This is a genomic window from Propionivibrio sp. (assembly GCF_041441355.1).
Lineage (GTDB): Bacteria > Pseudomonadota > Gammaproteobacteria > Burkholderiales > Rhodocyclaceae > Propionivibrio.
Genome location: NZ_JASDTF010000039.1, coordinates 69,903 through 90,457, shown reverse-complemented (window position 1 = coordinate 90,457; position 20,555 = coordinate 69,903). Strand labels below are relative to the sequence as shown.

At 67.0% G+C, this 20,555-nt stretch carries 17 protein-coding genes; 11 read left to right on the top strand and 6 right to left on the bottom strand.

The genetic code is table 11. From position 1 onward, the window contains the following. Nucleotides 1-70 precede the first annotated feature (70 nt). Nucleotides 71-490, top strand: a complete 420-nt coding sequence (locus QMB55_RS13670; RefSeq protein ID WP_497589273.1) for a hypothetical protein — start codon at nucleotides 71-73, stop codon at nucleotides 488-490. Between the two features lie 82 nt (nucleotides 491-572). Here QMB55_RS13670 and QMB55_RS13665 read toward each other — a convergent pair whose 3' ends face one another. The 5 genes from QMB55_RS13665 to QMB55_RS13645 all read right to left on the bottom strand — a co-directional run bounded on the left by QMB55_RS13665 (nucleotide 573) and on the right by QMB55_RS13645 (nucleotide 6,952). After that, nucleotides 573-3,326 (bottom strand): MGH1-like glycoside hydrolase domain-containing protein, encoded by a 2,754-nt coding sequence (locus QMB55_RS13665; protein WP_497589272.1) that lies wholly within the window; start codon nucleotides 3,324-3,326, stop codon nucleotides 573-575. 172 nt (nucleotides 3,327-3,498) lie between these two features. Next, on the bottom strand, nucleotides 3,499-4,653 hold the full coding sequence (locus QMB55_RS13660; protein WP_497589271.1) for an iron-containing alcohol dehydrogenase: 1,155 nt from the start codon (nucleotides 4,651-4,653) through the stop codon (nucleotides 3,499-3,501). A gap of 47 nt (nucleotides 4,654-4,700) precedes the next feature. After that, nucleotides 4,701-5,594, bottom strand: a complete 894-nt coding sequence (locus QMB55_RS13655; protein ID WP_497589270.1) for a DMT family transporter — start codon at nucleotides 5,592-5,594, stop codon at nucleotides 4,701-4,703. 51 nt (nucleotides 5,595-5,645) lie between these two features. Then, nucleotides 5,646-6,506, bottom strand: a complete 861-nt coding sequence (locus tag QMB55_RS13650) for an SPFH domain-containing protein (protein WP_497589316.1) — start codon at nucleotides 6,504-6,506, stop codon at nucleotides 5,646-5,648. Nucleotides 6,507-6,511: 5 nt separating this feature from the next. Then, complete coding sequence (locus tag QMB55_RS13645; protein ID WP_497589269.1) at nucleotides 6,512-6,952, bottom strand: NfeD family protein; 441 nt, start codon at nucleotides 6,950-6,952, stop codon at nucleotides 6,512-6,514. A gap of 241 nt (nucleotides 6,953-7,193) precedes the next feature. Between QMB55_RS13645 and QMB55_RS13640 the strand changes: the two genes are divergently transcribed. Further along, entirely contained in the window at nucleotides 7,194-8,195 is a 1,002-nt protein-coding gene (locus QMB55_RS13640; RefSeq protein ID WP_497589268.1) for an ATP-dependent Clp protease ATP-binding subunit ClpX, read from the top strand. Between the two features lie 77 nt (nucleotides 8,196-8,272). On the opposite strand, the gene QMB55_RS13635 is transcribed toward QMB55_RS13640, so the two are convergent. Continuing rightward, nucleotides 8,273-8,716, bottom strand: coding sequence for a universal stress protein (locus QMB55_RS13635; protein WP_497589267.1), 444 nt, complete (start codon nucleotides 8,714-8,716; stop codon nucleotides 8,273-8,275). 171 nt (nucleotides 8,717-8,887) lie between these two features. On the opposite strand from QMB55_RS13635, the gene QMB55_RS13630 reads away from it, so the two are divergent. The 9 genes from QMB55_RS13630 (at nucleotide 8,888) to selD (ending at nucleotide 20,540) form a co-directional block, all read left to right on the top strand. After that, on the top strand, nucleotides 8,888-9,337 hold the full coding sequence (locus QMB55_RS13630) for a hemerythrin domain-containing protein (protein WP_497589266.1): 450 nt from the start codon (nucleotides 8,888-8,890) through the stop codon (nucleotides 9,335-9,337). A 22-nt stretch (nucleotides 9,338-9,359) separates the two neighbouring features. Continuing rightward, entirely contained in the window at nucleotides 9,360-9,710 is a 351-nt protein-coding gene (locus QMB55_RS13625; RefSeq protein ID WP_497589265.1) for a DUF2249 domain-containing protein, read from the top strand. Between the two features lie 103 nt (nucleotides 9,711-9,813). After that, a complete protein-coding gene (locus QMB55_RS13620; protein WP_497589264.1) occupies nucleotides 9,814-11,148 on the top strand; it encodes a hypothetical protein in 1,335 nt (444 codons plus the stop codon). Next, a complete protein-coding gene (locus QMB55_RS13615; protein ID WP_497589263.1) occupies nucleotides 11,145-11,555 on the top strand; it encodes a SirB2 family protein in 411 nt (136 codons plus the stop codon). The genes QMB55_RS13620 and QMB55_RS13615 overlap by 4 nt, the downstream gene beginning before the upstream one ends. A gap of 97 nt (nucleotides 11,556-11,652) precedes the next feature. Further along, nucleotides 11,653-13,080, top strand: a complete 1,428-nt coding sequence (hemN, locus tag QMB55_RS13610; RefSeq protein WP_497589262.1) for an oxygen-independent coproporphyrinogen III oxidase — start codon at nucleotides 11,653-11,655, stop codon at nucleotides 13,078-13,080. A 4-nt stretch (nucleotides 13,081-13,084) separates the two neighbouring features. Then, nucleotides 13,085-13,765, top strand: coding sequence for a sulfite exporter TauE/SafE family protein (locus QMB55_RS13605; RefSeq protein WP_497589261.1), 681 nt, complete (start codon nucleotides 13,085-13,087; stop codon nucleotides 13,763-13,765). A gap of 85 nt (nucleotides 13,766-13,850) precedes the next feature. Continuing rightward, on the top strand, nucleotides 13,851-16,310 hold the full coding sequence (locus tag QMB55_RS13600) for a heavy metal translocating P-type ATPase (protein WP_497589260.1): 2,460 nt from the start codon (nucleotides 13,851-13,853) through the stop codon (nucleotides 16,308-16,310). Between the two features lie 61 nt (nucleotides 16,311-16,371). Next, nucleotides 16,372-19,236 (top strand): sensor domain-containing protein, encoded by a 2,865-nt coding sequence (locus QMB55_RS13595; protein ID WP_497589259.1) that lies wholly within the window; start codon nucleotides 16,372-16,374, stop codon nucleotides 19,234-19,236. A 173-nt stretch (nucleotides 19,237-19,409) separates the two neighbouring features. Further along, on the top strand, nucleotides 19,410-20,540 hold the full coding sequence (selD, locus tag QMB55_RS13590) for a selenide, water dikinase SelD (RefSeq protein WP_497589258.1): 1,131 nt from the start codon (nucleotides 19,410-19,412) through the stop codon (nucleotides 20,538-20,540). The last annotated feature ends 15 nt before the right edge of the window (nucleotides 20,541-20,555 follow it).

Here is a 20,555-nt window from a genome sequence, read left to right as displayed (position 1 = left end):
GCTTGGAGCGGGATGTCGTTGTGGTATTTTTTGTGCTTCAATGCGGCTCGGGTTGATCGGGGAAAACCTCATGCTTAATGTGTTTGTCCGGGAAGTGGCGCGGCAGTTCCGCAGCGTGCGCGAGATCATGCGCACGCGCGAGTTCTGGATGTATGTCGTGATCATCGCGGCGCTGTTTTTCCTCGGGGCGATCTGCGTGCGCATGGCGCTCGGCTTCGACCCCCTCACGCGCGGGCTGGTCGGCCTCGGCTTTACCTGCAAGACGGGCGAGGGGCAGCTGGCGACGATCATCGTCGGCGGCTTCGTTTTCGGCCTGGCGGCGTTGTTCACCTTAGGCGAAGTGGTGCATTGGATCGAGGAAACCCGGGCCTCGCGGGCCCCCGGCCGGCGCAACTACGAAGTCAATTTCTGGCGCCCCGTGCTGCACGTCGCCGGCACCCTGATGCTGGGCGTTTCCGGTTATGCGCTGATGCTGTCCTGGTGTACCTGAAGCCGTCGGATCGGCGCGGCGCGCAAGAGGCAATGGCATCGGCAGCGGATGTTGCGGCCACTTCGAGGGCGGTGAGCCTTCCTTAGTCCTTGAGTCGATCCGGCCCGCCGGGGACAGGTTCTTCGATGAACACTGCTTTTCCGCCCTGAGCGAGAACTTGCTCCGCCGATGAAGTCGCGAACAGATGCATCAGGCGCGCGACCAAGCCCGTCCAGCCCGTCTGGTGGCTGGCCCCGAGGCCGGCCCCGTTGTCGCCGTGAAAATACTCATAAAAGAGGACGAGGTCGCGCCAGTGAGGATCGTCCTGGAACACCCGCGTGCCGCCGTTGACCGGCCGACGCCCGGCCGAGTCGGCGAGGAAGATGGCTTGCAGGCGCCGTGAGATGTCCTCGGCGATTTCGTAGAGCGTGTGCAGGTGCCCCGAGCCCGTCGGACATTCGACCTTGAAGTCGTCGCCGTAGTAGCTGTAGTACTGCAGCAGGGCGCGCACGATCAGGGCGTTGACCGGCATCCAGATCGGGCCGCGCCAGTTGGAGTTGCCGCCGAACATGCCGCTGTCCGATTCGGCCGGCAAGTACGGGACGCTGAACGTTTGCCCACCAGCTTCGAAAGTGTAGGGCTGTTCGGCGTGGTGGCGCGACAGCGAGCGGATGCCGTAGGGGCTGAGGAATTCGTTTTCGTCGAGCAGGCGGGCGAGGACGCGGCGCAGGCGCGTCTCGTTGAGGATGGCGCCCATGCGTCGTCCGGCCACGCCCGCCGCGGCCGGGTCGTGGATGAAGTCGACGAGCTCCTTGCGGCTGCTGAGGTAGGCATGCAGGCGTTGGCCCAGCTCGGGGCGCTGCCGTTGCAGCTCGCCATCGAAGACGGCGACGGCGCAGAAGGGGAGAAGGCCGACCATGGAACGGACTTTGAGCCTTTGCGCGCTGCCGTCGGGAAGACGCAGGACGTCGTAGAAAAAGCCATCTTCCTCGTCCCACATGCCGGTGTCGCCCCCGGCGTGGATTGCGGCCGAGGCAATTGAAACGAAATGGGCGATGAACTTGAACGCCATGTCGGTGTAGGTGTCGTCGTGCAGGGCCAGTTCGACGGCGATTTCCAGCATGTTGAGGCTGAAGAGCGCCATCCAGGCCGTGCCGTCGGCCTGTTCGAGGTAGCCGCCAGTCGGCAGGGGCGAGCTGCGGTCGAAGACACCGATGTTGTCGAGCCCGAGGAAACCGCCTTCGAAGGTGTTCTTGCCGGTCCGGTCCTTGCGGTTGATCCACCAGGTGAAGTTGAGCAGCAATTTCTGGAAGCTGCTTTCCAGCCAGCGCGTGTCGCCCTTGCCGGAACGCAGCTTGTCGAGCCGGTAGGTGAAGATGGTGGACCAGGCATGCACCGGCGGATTGACGTCGCCGAAATTCCATTCGTAGGCCGGAATCTGGCCGTTCGGATGCAGGTAGTTCTCGCGCAGCATGAGGCTGAGCTGTTTCTTGCCGAAATCAGGATCGACGAGGGTCAGGGCCAGGACATGGAAGGCAAGGTCCCAGGCCGCGTACCAGGGGTATTCCCATTTGTCGGGCATCGAGATCACGTCGGCGTTGTGCATGTGGTGCCACAGGGCGTTACGCGGCGGCTTGGCGTTGGTGACGCGATAGGGCGCATGGCCGCGCTCTTCGAGCCAGCGGGAGATGTCGAAATTGAAGAACTGCTTGCTCCAGAGCATCCCGGCCAGCGCCTGACGCATGACCCGAGCCGCATCCGTGCTCAGGTGCGCCGGGATCAGCGTCGCGTAGAAGGCGTCGGCTTCGTCGCGGCGCTTCTGGAAAACGGCGTCGAAATGGCGGCCGAAAGCGCCATCCCGCACCGCGTAGACGTTGCCGAGCGTGTCCGGTGCGTGTGGCGAGAGCCGCAGGCGGAGGCTCTGATGGCCGCCGGCCGGAATGTCGAGCGTGTACTGTGCGGCGACCTTGGTACCGCGCTGTGCCGGATTCACGGCGTCGAGTTCGCCGCGCACGACGCGGGCATGAATGCCGTCCTTGACGTAGGGCGTGGCATTGGGCACGCCGAAGAGGCGCCGGGCGTTGCTCTCGTTCTCGGTGAAGAGGAGTTCGGGCGCGCCGTCGCAATACAGGTAGCGGGTGCCGAGTTCGGCTTCATGGGCTTCGACCACGCGGTCTGGCGTCTTGCTGCGGGCCAGCCAGGGGCGTTCGCCCGTCGGGGCATCGCCCCACGACCAGGTGTTGCGGAACCAGAGGGTGGGCAGGACCTGCACGTCGGCGCGTTCCGGGCCGCGATTGTGCACGGTGATGCGGATCAGGATGTCCTCCGGGCCTTCCTTGGCGTACTCGACGAAGACGTCGAAATAACGGTTGTCGGCAAAGACGCCGGTGTCGATGAGCTCGTATTCGTAGTCGTGACGGCCGCGTTCGCGGTTACCGCGCACGAGCCGTTCGTAGGGATAGGCGGCCTGAGGGTATTTGTAGAGGTAATTGAGGTAGGAATGGGTCGGCGTGCTGTCGAGGTAGAAGTAATACTCCTTGACGTCTTCGCCGTGGTTGCCTTCGCTGTTGGTCAGGCCGAACAGGCGTTCCTTGAGGATGCTGTCCTTGCCGTTCCAGAGCGCCAGGGCGAAGCACAGCCGCTGCTGGTCGTCGGAGATGCCGGCGAGGCCGTCTTCGCCCCAGTGGTAGGCGCGCGACCGGGCTTGGTCATGGGAGAAGTAGTCCCAGGCGTTGCCGTTTTCGCTGTAGTCCTCGCGTACCGTGCCCCATTGCCGTTCGCTCAGATAAGGCCCCCATTTCTTCCATGGGGTCGCGGGGGTGTCGGCGGCTGCGAGACGCTTGGCTTCGGCGCTCATGACGTTCTCCGGGCAGGGGGTGTCTTACACCATAGTTGCTGCCGGATCGTTTCTCTACTCCGGGCGCGATCCTGGGGCGGGTTCGCCTCACGTGCGCCAGGCTCCTTGAGGATGTCGTCATCGCCCGAAGGCGACGAACCCGCCACGCCGGGCGGCGGGTTCGCCGGCGCGGTCAGGCCGCGCGCTCGTAGACCTTGCGCGCGTCTTCCGGACTGAGGTCGCGGCGTTCGCCGAGCGCGGTCAGCCCGTGCCGTTCGAGCTGAGCGACCAGTGCCGGGATGGCGTCGCGGCCGATGCCGTAGTCGGCCAGCCGGGTCTTGATCTCCATCCGTTCAAAGAAAGCGCGCGTGCGCTCGATGGCTGCATCGATGCGTGCATCAGGGTCGCCGTCGCGCAGATTCCAGACGCGCTCGGCGTATTGCAGCAGCTTCTCGCGCTTGGCAGCGCGCCGCTCCTGCAACATCGCGGGCAGGACGACGGCGAGCGTGCGCGCGTGGTCGACACCGTGCAGGGCGGTGATTTCGTGGCCGAGCATGTGCGTCGCCCAGTCGTTGGGCACGCCGGCGCCGATCAGACCGTTGAGTGCCAGCGTCGCGGTCCACATCAGGTTGGCGCGGACGTCGAGGTTGTCGGGCTCGGCGAGGGCGCGCGGGCCGTCTTCGATCAGCGTCAGCAGCAACCCTTCGGCGAAGCGGTCCTGCACCTTGGCGTCGACCGGGTAAGTGAGGTACTGCTCGACCACATGCACGAAGGCGTCGACGACGCCGTTGGCGACCTGGCGCGGGGGCAGGGTCAATGCCTTGGTCGGATCGAGCACGGCGAAGCGCGGGAAAACGAGCGGGTGGCCGAAGACCAGCTTGTCCTGCGTCGCCTTTTTGGTGATCACCGCGCCGCTGTTGGTCTCCGAGCCGGTGGCCGGCAGGGTGAGGACGCAGCCGAGCGGCACCGCGCTCTCGATCTTGGCGCGCTGGGCGAGGATGTCCCAGGGCTCGCCCTTGAAGGGGATGGCCGCGGCGATGAACTTGGTGCCGTCGATCACCGAGCCGCCGCCGACGGCGAGCAAGAGGTCGATCTTTTCGCGCCGGGCGAGCTCGACCGCCTGCATCAGGGTTTCGTAGGTCGGGTTCGGCTCGATGCCGCCGAACTCGAACAACGTGCAGGCCTTGAGCGCCGCCTTCACTTCGTCCAGGGTGCCGTTCTTGACGATGCTGCCGCCGCCGTAGGTGATGAGCACGCGGGCGCCCGGAGCGATTTCGCGCGCGAGGTCGGCGATGCGGCCGGGGCCGAAGAGGACGCGGGTCGGGTTGTAGAAGGTGAAGTTCAGCATGGCAGCCTCCTGTGAAGGGTGAACGTTCGGGGAAAATGGCGGGCGGGTCAGTTGCGGCTGACGGAGCCGCCGTAGCGCGAGGCGACGAAGGATCCCAGTGAAACAAAAACCAGGCCGCTCAGCAACCAGCCGGTGAGCGCTTCACCGAGCAGCGGCACGGCGGCAAGGCCGGTGGTGATGGGCACCAGGGCGAGGAAGACGGCGGCGCGCTCGGTGCCGAGGATGGAAATCGCCTTGAGGTAGGCGAGCATGGCGAGGATGGTCGCGACGATGCCTTGATACAAGCCCTGGGTCACGATCAGCGCAAGCGGCGCCTCGGCCAGTGCCTTGGGCAGGAAGAGTGCGTAAATGGGCAGGTAGAGCACCGCCGGGATCAGCGCCACGGCGCTGGTCAGCGTCCACGGCGAATAACCCCAGCGTTTGGCGAGCACGCTGTAGATCGCCCACAGCACCGAGCCGGAGAAGATCAGCAGGTCGCCGAAAACGACTTCGGGCGACCAGACGTTGAAGTAGGGCACCGCGGCGCAGGCAATGCCGGTGGCGATGCCGATGAGGCCCAGGGTGCGCATGCGGTTGGGACGGATGCCGTCGACGGCGAGGACGATGGCGCTGATCAGGAAGGGCTGCATGCCCGAGAGCAGGATGGCGCCGTGCGCCGCCGGCGCATAACGGAAGCCGGTGTAGACGACCAGGCAGTAGAGCAGGCTGCCGAGCGAGGCCAGCAGCCACAGGCGTTGGTCGCGCCAGGCGCCCTGGCCGAGAAAGCGCGGCGCAAAAGGGAGAAGCACGAGGGCCGCGACGGAGAGGCGCAGAGCGAAGACGTCGTAAGGCGTGAGCACGCTTTTTCCGGCGTAGCGCGAGAAGAGCGAGAAGCCCGTCCACATCACGAGGGTGGCGGCAGCGGCGAGGTAGCCGCGCAGCAGCAGCGATCTGTCCTGCATGGGCAAAATGAGATAAAAGGGCGCGGCGCGGCCTGGCCGCGCGCGCCGCGGTCAGTTCTTGGAAAAGTTCTGCAACAGGCCGCGCAGGGTGGCCTGAAGGTCGGCGGGCAGCAGGACGGTCTTGGCGTTGGGCGATTCGGCGAGCTTGCCGACACTGGCGACGTATTTCTCGCCGAGCAGGTAGAGCATCGGCGTCTGGTTCTCCCCGAGCGCCACGGCGACCTTGGCGATGGCCTGCGAGGACGCGTCGGCGAGCGTGACCTGCGCCTCGGCGTCGCGTTTGGCCGACTCGAGGCGCGCTTCGGCGGCGAGGATCATCGACTGCTTTTCGCCTTCGGCCTTGGTGACCATGGCCTTGCGTTCGCGCTCCGCGGCGGCCTGCAGTTCCATCGCGCGCTGCATCGATTCGGAGGGTTTGATGTCCTGGATTTCGACCGATTTGACGGTCAGGCCCCAGTCGAGCGCTTCGTCGGCGACGCCGGCCTTGAGGCGGGCCTTGATCGTGTCGCGCTGCGAGAGCGCGTGGTCGAGTTCCATTTCGCCGACGATCGAGCGCAGGGTGGTCATGATCATGTTGCGGATGGCTTCCGCGTAATCCTCGACGCCGTAGACGGCCTTCACCGGGTCGGTGACCTTGATGAAAGCGATGGCGTTGACCACGATCACCGCGTTGTCGCGGGTGATGACTTCCTGCTCCTGCACGTCGAGGATGATGTCCTTGGTCGTGACCTTGTAAGCCACCGTGTCGAGGTAGGGAATGAGAAAGCGCAGGCCGGGAAGCAAGGTGACGCGGTACTTGCCCAGGCGCTGCACGATCCATTCCTCGCCCTGCGGGACGATGCGCACGCCCTTGGCGACGGTGATGAGGACGAAGACGAGGAAGAAGAAGGAGGTGACGGTGGCACCGAGCATGTCGATCATTGTGCGGACTCCACTTTGAGGAAACTGCCTTCGACGGCGACGACGCGCACGCGCGTGCCGGCGGCGAGCGGGGATTCGGCGTAGCAGGCCCACAGGTCGGCGCCGAGCAGGGGTTTCTGGAAGCGCACCTGGCCGCGGCTTTGCGGCGTGAGCTCACCGACCAGCACGCCGATTTCGCCGATCAGCGCGGCCGACGAAGAGCCGACCTGGCTCACCGTGCGCGGTTTGAGGTAGCGGAACCAGAAGGCGGTGAGTGCCGCCGCGAGCGCGGCCCAGAGGACGAGCTGGGCCGCGAGGCTAAGGCCCGGCCAGGCCAGCAAGACCAGGCCGACGCCCAGGGCGCCCAAGCCGAACCAGACGATGAAGAAGGCCGGGACGGCGAGTTCGGCGAGGGTGAGGACGAGGCCGAGGACGATCCAGTGCCACCATTCGAGCATGAGGGTTCCCGTTCGTGCTGCGTCGGCGCCAATGCGCCGGACGAATAGCGACAGCATAACGCAGGCGGCGGTGCCTGCCTATGGCGGCGGCCATTGAGGTCTCAGACCGGCGGCATGGCGCGGCGTGCGGCGACCCGGCGATTGCTCTACCATAGCGGTCGCAATCAACCCATCGACTTACGGACAAGGGCGGGGTGCGGTGCAGGACGCCGCCTCGCTGTTGCCGACCCGGGAGACCGCAGTGCTCAAGACCGGCATGACCCCGAGCGCCATCGTGCGCCACCTCGACCAGTACGTGATCGGCCAGGACGAGGCCAAGAAAGTGCTCGCCGTCGCCGTCTATGCCCATTACCGGCGCGTCGCCGCACAGTCCGCTGGCGACGTCGCGCTCGCCAAGAGCAACGTGCTGCTCGTCGGCCCCTCGGGCACCGGCAAGACGCTCACCTGCGAGACGCTCTCCGGCCTGCTCGGCGTGCCCTTCGTCACCGCCGACGCGACCTCGCTCGCGCAGAGCAAGTTCGTCAACGAGGAGATCGAAGCGATCCTCTTGCGCCTGATCGACAAGGCCGGCGGCGACCTCTCGCTGGCCCAGCGCGGCATTGTCTTCATCGACGAGATCGACAAGCTGCGCGCCCGCGAGGGCGAGACGCGGGCGCTCTCCGGCGAGAGCGTGCAGCACGCCCTGCTCAAGATCATGGAAGGCGCGCCGGTGCGCTTAGGTGACGGGCGCTACCTCGACACCACCCACATCCTCTTCATCTGCGGTGGCGCTTTCGTCGGGCTCGACAAGATCATGGCCCGCACGCACGGCTTCGGCTTCATCGCCACCTCGGCCGGCGACGACGAGCGCATCCTCGAACGCCTGAACCGCCGGGTCAAACCCACCGACCTCTTCGAGTTCGGCCTGATCCCCGAATTCACCGGCCGCCTGCCGGTGATCGCCGGCTTTCAGGACCTCACCAAGGAGATGCTGGTGCGCATCCTCGCCGTGCCGAAGAACTCGATCTACCGCCAGTACGTCGAGATCCTGCGCGCCGAAGGCGTCGAGCTTTCGGTCGCGCCGCGCGTCTTCGAGCAGATCGCCGAACTGGCCATCGAGTACAAGACCGGCGCGCGCAGCCTGCGCGGCATCTTCGAGGAACTGATGACCCCCATCCTCTACGTGGTGCCTGACGACCCGGGCATCGCTCGCGTCGAACTCGTTTCGCTCTTCGAGGAGGCGCGGCTGGTGCGCAAGGCGTGATTCTGGCGGGGTGACGGCAGGCAGACAAAAAAAGCCCGACGCACGTTGCGCCGGGCTTTTTTGTTCCGCGTCTTGGCTTAGCGGTAAACCAGCACCGGGATCTTGGAGTGGGTGAGCACCTTGTGCGTCTCGCTGCCAAGCAGGATGTCGCTGAAGCCGCGGCGGCCGTGCGAGGCCATGAAGATCAGGTCGCAGCCGGCTTCGGTCGCGGCCTGGATGATGCCTTCGTAGGGGACGTCGCAGGTGAGGGTGAGTCCCGAGTAGGGTACGCCGGCCTTGCGGCACTCGTCTTCGGCGAAGGTGAGGATTTTGGCGGCCTGCTCTTCGGCGAGGGCAGCGAACTGTTCGGGCGAGGTGGTGTCGATCAACGCGCCTTCGCCGTAGTAGATGACCGGGTAGCCGGGCTTGGCGTAGAAGGCGGTCAGACGGGCGCCGGTTTCCTTGGCGAAGACCACCGCGCGCTGGACGGTGCTTTGCGACAGCTCTGAGCCATCCGTGGGGACCAGGATATGTTTGAACATCTCGACTCCTTTCTTCAGCGGATGATGGGAGGCCCTTCAACTATAGCCGGAAATGACATTGGAAGACAAAGCGCGGCCCGGCAGAGTTTTGCGGTTTGATCTGGCTCAAAGCGCCCGGTGACTGGCGGGGTGAGAATGGCGGCCAGCTTTTTTGCGGAGGAGTTGGAGATCATGGAAACGATCAGAGATTGCCTGAGCAGCGACCACCGGGCGTGCGATGCGGCCTTCGCGGCGACCGAGCAGGCCGTGGCCGCCGGCAAGTGGGATGCGGCTCGGGCGGCCTTCGAGACGTTGCGCGAAGCGATGCTCGCGCACTTAGCTGCTGAGGAGGAAATCCTCTTCCCGGCCTTCGAGGCGCGTACCGGAATGAGCATGGGGCCGACGCAGGTGATGCGCGGCGAACACGCGCAGATGCGTGAGCTGCTCGAAGCGGCGGGCGAGGCGCTGGCGGCGCAGGACGCCGAGGATTACGCCGGCAACGCCGAGACCTTGCTGATCCTGACCCAGCAGCACAACATGAAGGAAGAGAACGTGCTTTATCCGATGTGCGACCAGCACCTCGCGATCGAGGCCTCCGGCCTCGTCAAGCGGCTTGCGGCCGCGTTGCATTCGGCGAAGTGATCCGGAGCGAAGGAGAACGAAGATGAACGATAAGAAGAGTGCCCCCGTGGAACCGACCTGCACCGCCTGCCATTGCGACGACGGCGTGACACCCGAGATGCGCGCGGCCTGGGCCGCCGAAGGCTATGTCGTGCGTTCGACCGACCCGGCCGAGGTGGGCATCGTCGTCGATGCGCGTGGCATGCAGCCGCCCGAGCCTTTCGAGCGCACGATGGATGCGCTCGACGAGATTGAACCGGGCAAGAAGGTGTTGCTGGTCTTGCGCCGCGAGCCGTTCCCGCTCTACCGCGCGCTCGAACTCAACGGCTACGTCTGGCACACCACCGCGCTCGCCGACGGGACGTACGAGATCCTGATGTGGCCCAAGGGCTAAACCGCTAAACCGCCGCGCTTCCGGCGAAGTCGCGTCTCCGATTCCTCCCGCGCGCGGTCCGGCCTTCCGGTCGGACGCGCTTTTTTCATGCGAATGCTGAACGATGCAGGCCCTGTTGTCTTATGAGCAGTCGCCGCCGCTGGCGGCGCCGTTCCGGTTCTTCCTCACCGCGCCGTGCTGCGGCGTGCTGGCCGGGCTGCTGCTGATCGTCTATGGCGAGGACGCGCTCGTGATGCGCTGGACGCCGGCCGCCCTGGCGCTCACCCATGCCGTTACCGCCGGCTTCATGCTGCAGGCGATGCTGGGCGCGCTGATCCAGATCCTGCCCGTCGTTGTCGGGGTGAACCTCGCGGCGCCGGGGGCGCTGGCGCGCCGTGTGCATGCGCTGAGCATCCTCGGTCTGGCGGCGCTGACGCTGGCTTTCCTCAGTTTCGAGCCCTGGGCCTTCCGCCTTGCGGCGGCGCTGTTCGCGCTGGCGTTGGGCGATTTCCTTTGGGCCGTGGCGCGTGCCTTCGCCGGCGCGCGCGGCGTTGGGGCGACCTTTGCAGGCCTGCGTCTGGCGGCTTTCGGACTGGCGATTACCGGCGCGTTGGGCGTGCTGCTCGCCGCCGGCCTGGGCGAACTGGTCGCGCTGCCGCTCGTCGAGCTGACCGATACCCACGCCGTGTGGGGCTTCGTCGCCTGGGGCGGCGCACTGCTGGCGGCGGTGGCTTACGTGGTGGTGCCGATGTTTCAGCTCACGCCGGCGTATCCGGCGCGCTTCGAGCGGCATTACGTCGCGGCGGCGTTACTGGCCGTGGCGCTGTGGACGGCGCTCGATTATGCCGGGCGGGCCTGGGGCGAACCCGGCTCGCCTTTCGAGGTGCTGCCGACGCTCGCGTTGGCCGGCGTGGCTGCATGCGGCGCGGGGTTCGCGGCGGTTTCGCTTGCCGTGATGCGTCGCAGTCAACGCGCAACGCTCGATGCGACGCAGATTTTGTGGCGCGCGGCGATGGCCTCGGCGCTCGCCGCCGTCGCCGTGTGGGGCGCCGCTCAGTGTGTTCCCGGTTTCGCCGAATGGCCTGCCTGGCCGGTGCTCTTTGCCGTGCTGCTGCTGGGCGGTGGGTTCGTTTCGGTGATTGCCGGCATGCTCTACAAGATCGTGCCTTTCCTCGTCTGGCTGCATTTGCAGAACGCCGGGCAGGGGCGACGGATGGCGCCGAACATGCGCAAGATCGTCCCCGAGGCGACGATGCAGCGCCAGATGCGCCTGCATCTGGCGAGCATGGCGCTGCTCGCCGCGGCGGTGTTCTGGCCCGAGGCGCTGGCGCGGCCGGCCGGCGTGCTGATCGTGCTGGCGCAAGGCGCGCTGCTGCTGGTGTTGCGCCACGCGCTCGCCACCTGTCGCGAGCACGAGGCCAAACTTGCTGCCCTTCCGCCGGCACAGGAGGCGCGATGACGGAATTCCTGCTGTCGCATTACGGCGAACTGCGTTTTCTGCACATCGCCGCCGCGCTGGCGAGCGGTGCCGGCTTCGCGCTGCGCGGGGCGTGGATGCTCGTCGATTCGCCGCGTCTGGGTGCGCGCTGGGTGCGCGTCGTGCCGCACGTCGTCGATACGCTGCTCCTCGCCTCGGCGCTGGCGCTGGTGTTCGCCAGCGGCCAGTCTCCAGGCGCGCTGCCCTGGCTGAACGCCAAGATCGTGGCGCTGCTGGCCTACATCGGCTGCGGCCTGTTCGCCCTGCGCCGCGGGCGCAAGGCGGTGCGTGTGCTGTGCTTCGTCCTGGCGCTGGCCTGTTACGCCTACATCGTGACCACGGCGCGAACCCGCGACCCGCAGGGGCTGTTGGCTTTGCTCGGGCTGTGAACGCGACCGGGCGCGGTCCCCAAGGCCCGCGGGCGGGCTGCGGGCGGCGGCGCTTTGATGCATACTCGCGCTTTGCCCGTATTTCCTCCGTCACGCCATGAGCGCCGTCGATTCAGTCGATTCAGTGGTTTTCGATCCCGCCATCATCCGCCGTTTCGACGTCAACGGCCCGCGCTACACGTCCTACCCGACGGCGGACCGCTTTGCGCCGCTCGGCGCCGAGCGCGCCCGGCATCACCTCGGCGCACGCGCGACGCAGGAACTAGGTCAGGGGCAGGGGCGGCCGCTCTCGCTGTATTTCCACGTGCCGTTCTGCAACACCATCTGCTATTACTGCGCGTGCAACAAGATCATCACCAAGGACCACGGACGCTCGGCCAAATACCTGCGCTACCTGGCGCGCGAACTCGCTTTGCAGTCGGCCTGCCTGCCGGCGGGCGATAACGTGGTCGAGCAACTGCACTGGGGCGGTGGTACGCCGACCTTTCTTTCGCACGCCGAGATGCGCGACCTGATGGCCGCGACGCGGCGTCACTTCACACTGCGCGAGGATGGCGAGTATTCGATCGAGGTCGATCCGCGCAAGGTCGATCGGGCGACGGTTGAACTGCTTGCCGAACTGGGCTTCAACCGCATGAGCGTCGGCGTGCAGGACTTCGACCCCGATGTGCAGCAGGCCGTGAACCGCGTGCAGAGCGAGGCCGAAACGCGCGCAGTGATCGACGCGGCGCGCGCCACGGGCTTTGGCTCGATCTCGATCGACCTCATCTACGGCTTGCCGCGGCAGAGCGTCGCCGGCTTCGATCGCACCCTCGACCGGGTCCTTGAGGCGAGCCCCGACCGCCTGTCGATCTACAACTACGCGCACCTGCCGACACTGTTCAAACCGCAGCGGCGCATCCTCGACGCCGACCTGCCGTCGCCCGACACCCGCCTGCACATCCTTGATCTGGCGATCCGCCGCCTGACCGACGCCGGCTACGTGTTCATCGGCATGGATCACTTCGCCAAGCCCGATGACGAGCTGGCCGTGGCACAGCGCGCCGGGCGCCTGCACCGCAATTTCCAGGGCTACTCGACGCACGCCGACTGCGACATGCTGTCCTTCGGCATTTCCTCGATCAGCAAGGTCGGCACGGCGTATTGGCAGAACGCCAAGACGCTCGATGAGTACTACGCCGCGCTCGACGCGGGCGAACTGCCGGTGCTGCGCGGCATCGAGCTGACCCCGGACGACCAGCTACGCCGGGCGGTGATCCAGCAGCTGATGTGCCACTTTGAACTCTCGCTCGACGCGCTCGATGCGGCCTACGGCATCGATTCGGCGCAATACTTCGCCACCGAACTGGCCGATCTGCGCGAGATGGCCGATGCCGGCCTCGTGCGCCTCGAGCCGCGTCGTCTCGTCGTGCTCTCCCCGGGGCGGATGCTGGTGCGCGCCATCTCGATGGTGTTCGACGCCTGGCTGAGAAAGGGACGACAGGACGCGGGCCGGCAAGGCGGGCGCTATTCGAAAGTGATCTAGCGCCATGTCCGAAATCGGTCCTTGGGCGCTCTTCCTCGTCGGTCTGCTCGGCGGGACGCACTGCATCGGCATGTGCGGCGGCATCGTCGGCGCGCTCAGCCTGGGCGGCGCGCCGCGCCTGTCGCTGCACCTCGCCTACAACGCGGGCCGCATCGTCAGTTATGTCGTCGCCGGGGCGCTCGCCGGGGCCTTCGGACAGGCCGGTCTGGCGCTCGGGGCGGCCGATGCCGGCACCGCGTGGTCGGCGCGTCTGGTGCTCTTCCTGCTCGCCAACCTGATGCTTGTCGCGCTGGGCTTGTACCTGATGGGCGCCACGCCCGTACTGACGGCGCTGGAGCGCCTCGGGCAGGGCGTCTGGCGGCGCGTGCAGCCCTTCGGTCAGCGCTTCCTGCCGGCCACCCGGGTCGGGCAGGCCTTTCCGCTCGGGCTGGTGTGGGGCTGGTTGCCTTGCGGCCTCGTCTATGGCGCGCTGTTCTCGGCCCTGGGCAGCGGTTCGGCGGCGCAAGGCGCGGGCCTGATGCTGGCCTTCGGCCTCGGCACGCTGCCCAACCTGCTTGCCGCCGGCCTGCTTGCCGCGCGCCTGCGCGCCTGGACGCATCGCCCGTGGGTTCGCCGCCTGGCGGGCGGGATCGTCCTGGCCTTTGGCGCTTGGGGCGTGCTGGCCGTCCTGCGGCAGTGGGCGTGAGCGGGATAAAGCGTCGCATGAGCGCGAACCTGTTGCTGTGGATGGACTCGAAACATGAACGCATCCAGAACTTTTCCGGAACCCCATGCGCATGAACCTGCACGCTGAACCTCCGCCCGCCCCAACGCGGCACCTCGACCTGCCGGTCGCCGGCATGCATTGCGCTTCCTGTGCGGCCCGCCTGGAGAAGGTGCTGGGCCGGCTGGCAGGCGTCGAGGCGAGCGTCAATCTGGCGAGCGAGCGGGCACGGGTGACGTTGAACGATCCAGCGACGGCGCCCGCGCACGTGGTCGAGGCGATCGTCGGCGCGGGCTTTTCAGTGCCGGAGCAGGCCGTCGATCTGGCGATCGAGGGCATGTCCTGCGCCGCCTGCGCGGCGCGCATCGAGAAGACGCTGAACGCCATTCCCGGCCTGCAGGCCGAAGTTAACTTCGGCAGCGAACGGGCGCGCGTGCGCTACGTTCCCGGCCTTGCCGACCCCACGCGCGCGGTGGCCGCGATCGAGGCGGCGGGATTTGGTGCCCGTCTGGCCGAGGACCTGTCGCTGGCCGAGGCGCGCGCCCGTCGTGCGGCCGCGTTTCGCGCCGACCTGCGCCGTTTCGCGGTGGCGGCGGCGCTGACCCTGCCGCTGCTGGCGCAGATGCTGACCATGTTCAGTGCCGCTCACGCTGAGCTGCCGCGCGGCGTGCAGCTGGCTTTGGCGACGCCGGTCCAGTTCTGGATCGGGGCGCGCTTCTACCGCGGCGGCTGGGCGGCGCTGGCCGGCGGCGGGGCGAACATGGACGTGCTGGTCGCGCTCGGGACGAGTGCGGCGTATTTCTTCAGCCTGGCGGTGACCTTGTTGGGGTTGCACGAACTGCCCGTCTATTTCGAGGCTTCGGCGACCATCATCACCTTGGTCTTGCTCGGCAAGCTGCTCGAAGCGCGCGCCAAGGCGCGCACCGGCGAAGCGATCGAGGCGCTGGTGCGCCTGCAGCCGAAGACGGCGCGCATCGAGCGCGACGGCCAGCTGCTCGAGATCGACGCCGGCCTCCTGGTGCCTGGCGACGAGTTCATCGTCCGGCCCGGTGAGCGGGTGCCGGTCGACGGCGAGGTGCTTGACGGCGATTCGAGCGTGAATGAGGCGATGCTGACCGGCGAGAGCATGCCGGTGGGCAAGCGCGCCGGCGCGCGGGTCTATGCCGCGACCCAGAACGGCCAGGGCATGCTGCGCTGCCGTGCGACCGGTGTGGGGGCGCAAACCCTGCTCGCCGGAATCATCCGCCTGGTGGGCGAAGCGCAAGGGTCCAAGGCGCCGGTGCAACGGCTCGCTGACCGCATCTCGGCGGTGTTCGTGCCGGCGGTGTGTGCCATCGCCGCACTGACTTTCGTCGCCGGCTGGTACTTCGGCGGCAACTTCGACCATGCCCTGATCAATGCCGTGGCTGTGCTGGTGATCGCCTGTCCCTGCGCGCTCGGGCTGGCAACGCCGACCGCGATCATGGTCGGCAGCGGCCTCGGGGCGCACGCCGGCATCCTGATCCGTAACGCCGAGGCGCTCGAACGCGCCGAACGGCTCTCGGTACTGGCGATCGACAAAACCGGAACGCTGACCCGCGGCGAACCTTTTGTCACCGACATCCTGCCTCTTTCAACCCTCTCCGGCGACCGTCACGCCGCGCTGCGCCTGGCGGCGGCACTCGAACAAGGCTCGGAACATCCGCTGGCGCTGGCGCTGCTGCGTGCCGCGCGCGAGAGCGGCGTGGCCTTGCCGCCGGTCGATGCCTTTGTCGCCCATCCCGGGAAAGGCATTGAGGGGCGCGTCGACGGGCGTTCCCTGTGGTTGGGCGCGCCCGAATGGCAAGGGGATTGGGAGCGCGGTGCAGGCGCAGGGGGTGAGGGCAGCGATTTCGTGGCCGCGCAAGAAGCGCTCAAAACCTGGCAGGCGGACGGCAAGACGGTCGTCGCGCTGGGGGAGGCCGAAGTGCCGCTGGCCTTGCTGGCCATTGCCGATCCGCTGCGCAACACCTCGCGTGCCGCAGTCGCGCGCCTCAAGGCGATGGGGCTGCGGGTGGTGATGCTGACCGGCGACAATCCGCAAACCGCGGCCGCGATCGCGCACGAGGCCGGGATCGACGCAGACGAAGTCCATGCCGGCATCCTGCCGGCCGGCAAATCCGCGGTCGTCGAGGCCTTGCGTGCCGACGGTCTGGTCGTCGGGATGGTCGGCGACGGCGTCAATGACGCGCCGGCCCTTGCGGCGGCCGACATCGGCTTGGCGATGGGCGCCGGCACCGATGCCGCGATCGCGGCGGCCGACATCACCCTGGTGCGTGCCGACCCCAACGCCGTGGCCGATGCCATCCTCCTGTCGCGGGCAACGGTGCGCAAGATTCGGCAGAATCTTTTCTTCGCCTTTATTTATAATGTCATCGGAATTCCGCTGGCGGCCTTCGGTTGGCTCAATCCGGTGGTGGCCGGCGCCGCGATGGCGATGAGCTCGGTGTCGGTGGTCTCGAATTCTCTGCTCCTGCGTCGCTGGCGTCCGGGGCAGAACGCCGACTAAGACGCGCGGCGGGATACAAAAACAAGAAAGCACTGGAGGGGGAGTGGCGTTGGAAGAAGCGATGCCTTCCCGGCGAAAAGCCGGCGAAGGCGATGGAGATTTGCTCGCGGCCCTGCTTGAGGTGTCCGGCGAGCACATCGCGTTTGTCATCGATTGCCGGCGCGGCGGGTTCGACTTTGCCAGCCCGCGTTTGTCCGAACTGCATCAGACCACGCCCGAGCGGCTGACCGCGCAAGGCCTGCGCGTGGTGCTCGACGAACGTCTCGACCGCGGCAGCGCCCGCCACCTGCGTCGTCACATCCTGACGTTGTGCCGCCGCCATCCCGGCGCGTCCCGGCGGACGACGGTCGATTATCCGCTGCGCCGGAAAGGCGGCGACGACCTGTGGTTCGAGTGCGCCCTGCAAGTCGAGGCCGATGCCGCCGGCCGTCCCGCCCGCATCGTCGGGTGGGCGTTAGACGTCACCGCCCGGCTGCGCGGCGAAGTCGCGCTGCGCGAGCGCGAAGGCATGTACCGGGCGACGATGGACGCCCTGCAGGTCGGTGTTTTTGTCCTCCAGGACGAAGTGATCCGCAACGCCAATCGAACCTTCCATACCCTGTTCGGCGAGCTTGACGCCTCCGCCGCCTTGGTACGCGGCGGCCTCGATCTGGTCGTCCCCGAGCAGCGTGATTTCTTTGCCGAAAAGCTGCGCGCGTGCGCGCAGGGCGAGCACGTCGGGGCTTACGAGTTGGAAGGCCTGCGGTGCGATGGCTCGCGTTTCCCGTTGCAGATGCACGCCGAACGCAGTGTGTTCGAAGGGCGGCCGGCGGTCGTTTGCACGGCGATCGACATGACCCGCGAAAGACGGACCGAACACGCGCTCAAGGCGGCCGTGCGCCGTTACGAGTCGCTCTTCGAGGGCGCGCCCGACGCCATTCTGGTGGTCGATGGCCGCAGCGGTCGGGTGGTGGCCGCCAACCTTGCGGCACAGCAGCTTTTCGCCTGCGCCGGAGAAGCCTTGCGCGGCGCCGATCTGTGCCAACTGTGTCCGCAGCTGCATGTGCAGGCGATGGCGGTGCTCGGCGCCGAAGGCGAGGGCGCGGAAGTGCGCGCTTTCGAAGCCGAAGTGGTGGCATCGACCGGAGAGACCGTGCCTGTCGAAGTCCGGGCCTGCCCGATCGAGACCGGCTTCGTCGACGTGCATGTGCAGCTCATCCTGCGCGACATCCGCCAGCGCCGGGCCGACGAGCTGGCGCTCAAGCGCGACGCCTGCGTCTTCGAGGCCAGCCAGGAGGCGATCATTCTGACCGACGCGGCGCAGCGCATCGTGACCACCAACGGCGCTTTCCTGGCGATGACCGGTTACGCCGCCGACGAGGTGGTCGGGCGCCGGCCGGAGGTCTTGCGTTCGGGGCGGCATACGCGCGAGTTCTACCAGAACATGTGGCGCGAGCTCGAGGCGAGCGGTCGCTGGCAGGGTGAAGTCTGGAACCGGCGTCGCGATGGCGAGATTTTCCCCGTCTGGCTGCGGATCAGCGTGCATCGTGATGAGAGCGGCCGGGTCTGCAACTATGTCGGGGTGTCTACCGACATTTCCGAGCGTCTGGCGAGCCAGGAGTCGATCCGCCGCTTGGCTTTCTACGATTCGCTGACCGGCTTGCCCAACCGGCGACTTCTGCACGACCGTCTGGGCCAGTTGATCGTCGCGGCGGAGCGCGAGCAGACGCAGGTGGCGCTGCTCTTCATCGACCTCGACCACTTCAAGAAGGTCAATGACACGCTCGGTCATTCGATCGGCGACCGCCTGCTGGTCGATGTGGCGCAACGCCTTCAGGGCTGCGTCCGCCGCATGGACACCGTGGCGCGCCTGGGGGGGGACGAGTTCGTCGTCCTGCTCGCCGACACCACGCGCGAGGGCGCCGGCGAGGTGGCGCGCAAGGTCCTCGACGTGCTTGCCCAGTCGTGTTGGCTTGGTGAACACGAGCTCGGCGTGACGCCGTCGCTCGGGATCAGCCTCTACCCGCAGGACGGAAACGACGGCGAGACCCTGCTCAAGCACGCCGACGCCGCGATGTACCGCGCCAAGGACAAGGGGCGAAACGCGTTCGAGTTCTACACCAGCGACATCAACCGGGGCGCGCTCGAGAACTTCCTGCTCGAGAACGATCTTCGCCAGGCAATCAAGCTGCGCCAGTTCGTCCTGCATTACCAGCCGAAGCTGTGCCTGGAAAGCGGCGCCATCGTCGGTGCCGAGGCGCTGATCCGCTGGCAACATCCGCGGCTCGGCCTGCTCGCCCCCGGACGCTTCATTCCGCTGGCCGAAAACTGCGGCCTGATCGAATCGGTCGGCGATTGGGTCTTGCACGAAGCCTGCCGGCAAAGCCGTGCCTGGCTGGACTCCGGGCTGCCTGCGGTGCGCGTGGCGGTCAATATCTCTTCGGTCCAGTTCCGCAGCGGGCGCCTCGACCGGCACATCCGTGACATCCTCGAAGCGACCGGGGTGGCGCCGGAAAATCTCGAGCTCGAACTGACCGAAGGCGTGGTGATGAGTGAGGCGGCTGGCGCCGTCGAGGCCCTGGAACGGCTGTCGACGATGGGCATCCAGATCGCCATCGACGATTTCGGCACCGGCTATTCGAGCCTTTCCTACCTCAAGCGCTTCCCGATCGATCGGCTCAAGATCGACAAGTCCTTCGTGCGTGATATCGCCCACGACCGCGACGACCGGGCGATCGCCAAGGCGGTGATCCGGCTCGGCCACAGCCTCAAGATGCGCGTCGTCGCCGAGGGGGTGGAGGCGCCCGAGCAGCTCGAAGCCTTGCGCCGGCACGGTTGCGACGAGATCCAGGGATTTCATTTCAGCCGGCCGCTGCCGCCGGCCGATTTTGCCTCCCTGCTGTGGCAGCAACGCGAGCAGAGTGAGCACCCGAGCTTCGTTCAATGAAGAATGATGTTGATGACATGTTCCGGGCGGGCGCGGACGGCTATCGGAAAAGCGGGTTTCGACGTAGGATGGCTCTACTTTTTTTCCCGCGGATCGAGTCGTTCGCGGGGCTTGCGCGAGGCTTGCGGCGCGTGCCGTAAACCAGGATGGACTTCTCGATCATGAAAACGAAAATGAGCAATTCCGAATCGGCCACGGGCGCTTCGCCGGCCAAGACAAACGCCGCCAGCGCGGCCACGCCGCGCCTGACTCAGCTCTCGCACGGCGGCGGTTGCGGCTGCAAAATCGCGCCCGGCGTGCTTGAACAGATTCTGGCCAAGACCGCGCCGCAGCTGGTTCCGCCGCAACTGCTGGTGGGCATCGAAACCAGCGACGATGCGGCCGTCTACCAGCTCAACGACAGCCAGGCCATCGTCGCCACCACCGATTTCTTCATGCCCATCGTCGACGATCCCTACGACTTCGGGCGCATCGCGGCGACCAATGCGATCTCCGACATCTATGCCATGGGCGGAACGCCGCTGTTTGCGCTGGCCATCGTCGGCATGCCGGTGAACACGCTGCCGATGGAGACGATCCGGCGCATTCTCGAGGGCGGCGAGTCGGTGTGTGCGGCAGCCGGCATTCCGATCGCCGGCGGGCACACGATCGATTCGGTCGAGCCGATTTACGGGTTGGTTGCCATCGGCCTTGTACACCCGCGCAACCTGCGCCGCAACGGCGGCGCGAAGCCGGGCGACGCGCTGATCCTGGGCAAGGGGCTGGGCGTCGGGCTCTACAGCGCGGCCTACAAGAAAGGCCAGCTCTCGGCGCATGATTACGCGACGATGATCGCTTCGACGACGCAGCTCAACACCCCGGGCTCGACGCTCGGCTGTCTGGCCGGCGTGCATGCGATGACCGACGTTACCGGTTTCGGCCTGCTCGGCCACCTGCTTGAGGTGTGCAAGGCGTCCGACGTCGCTGCGCAGCTCGATTATGCGGCGCTTCCCATCCTGCCGAATGCGCTCGATTACGCGGCACGCGGCTGTGTCACCGGGGCCTCCGCTCGCAACTGGGCGGCCTATGGTAAATCCGTGCAGCTCGATCCCGAACGCTTCGGCGACGCCGAACGGGCGTTGCTCACCGATCCGCAGACCAGCGGCGGCCTGCTCGTCGCCTGTGCACCCGAAGTCGTCACCGAGGTGCTCTCGCTCTTCCTGCAGCAAGGGTTCGAACGCGCAGCGGTGATCGGCGAGGTGGTCAAGGGGCGGCCGAAGATCAAGTTCGCCAAAGCGGGGGCGAAGAAAGCACGCCGGGCTTAAATTCCCGACACGGCG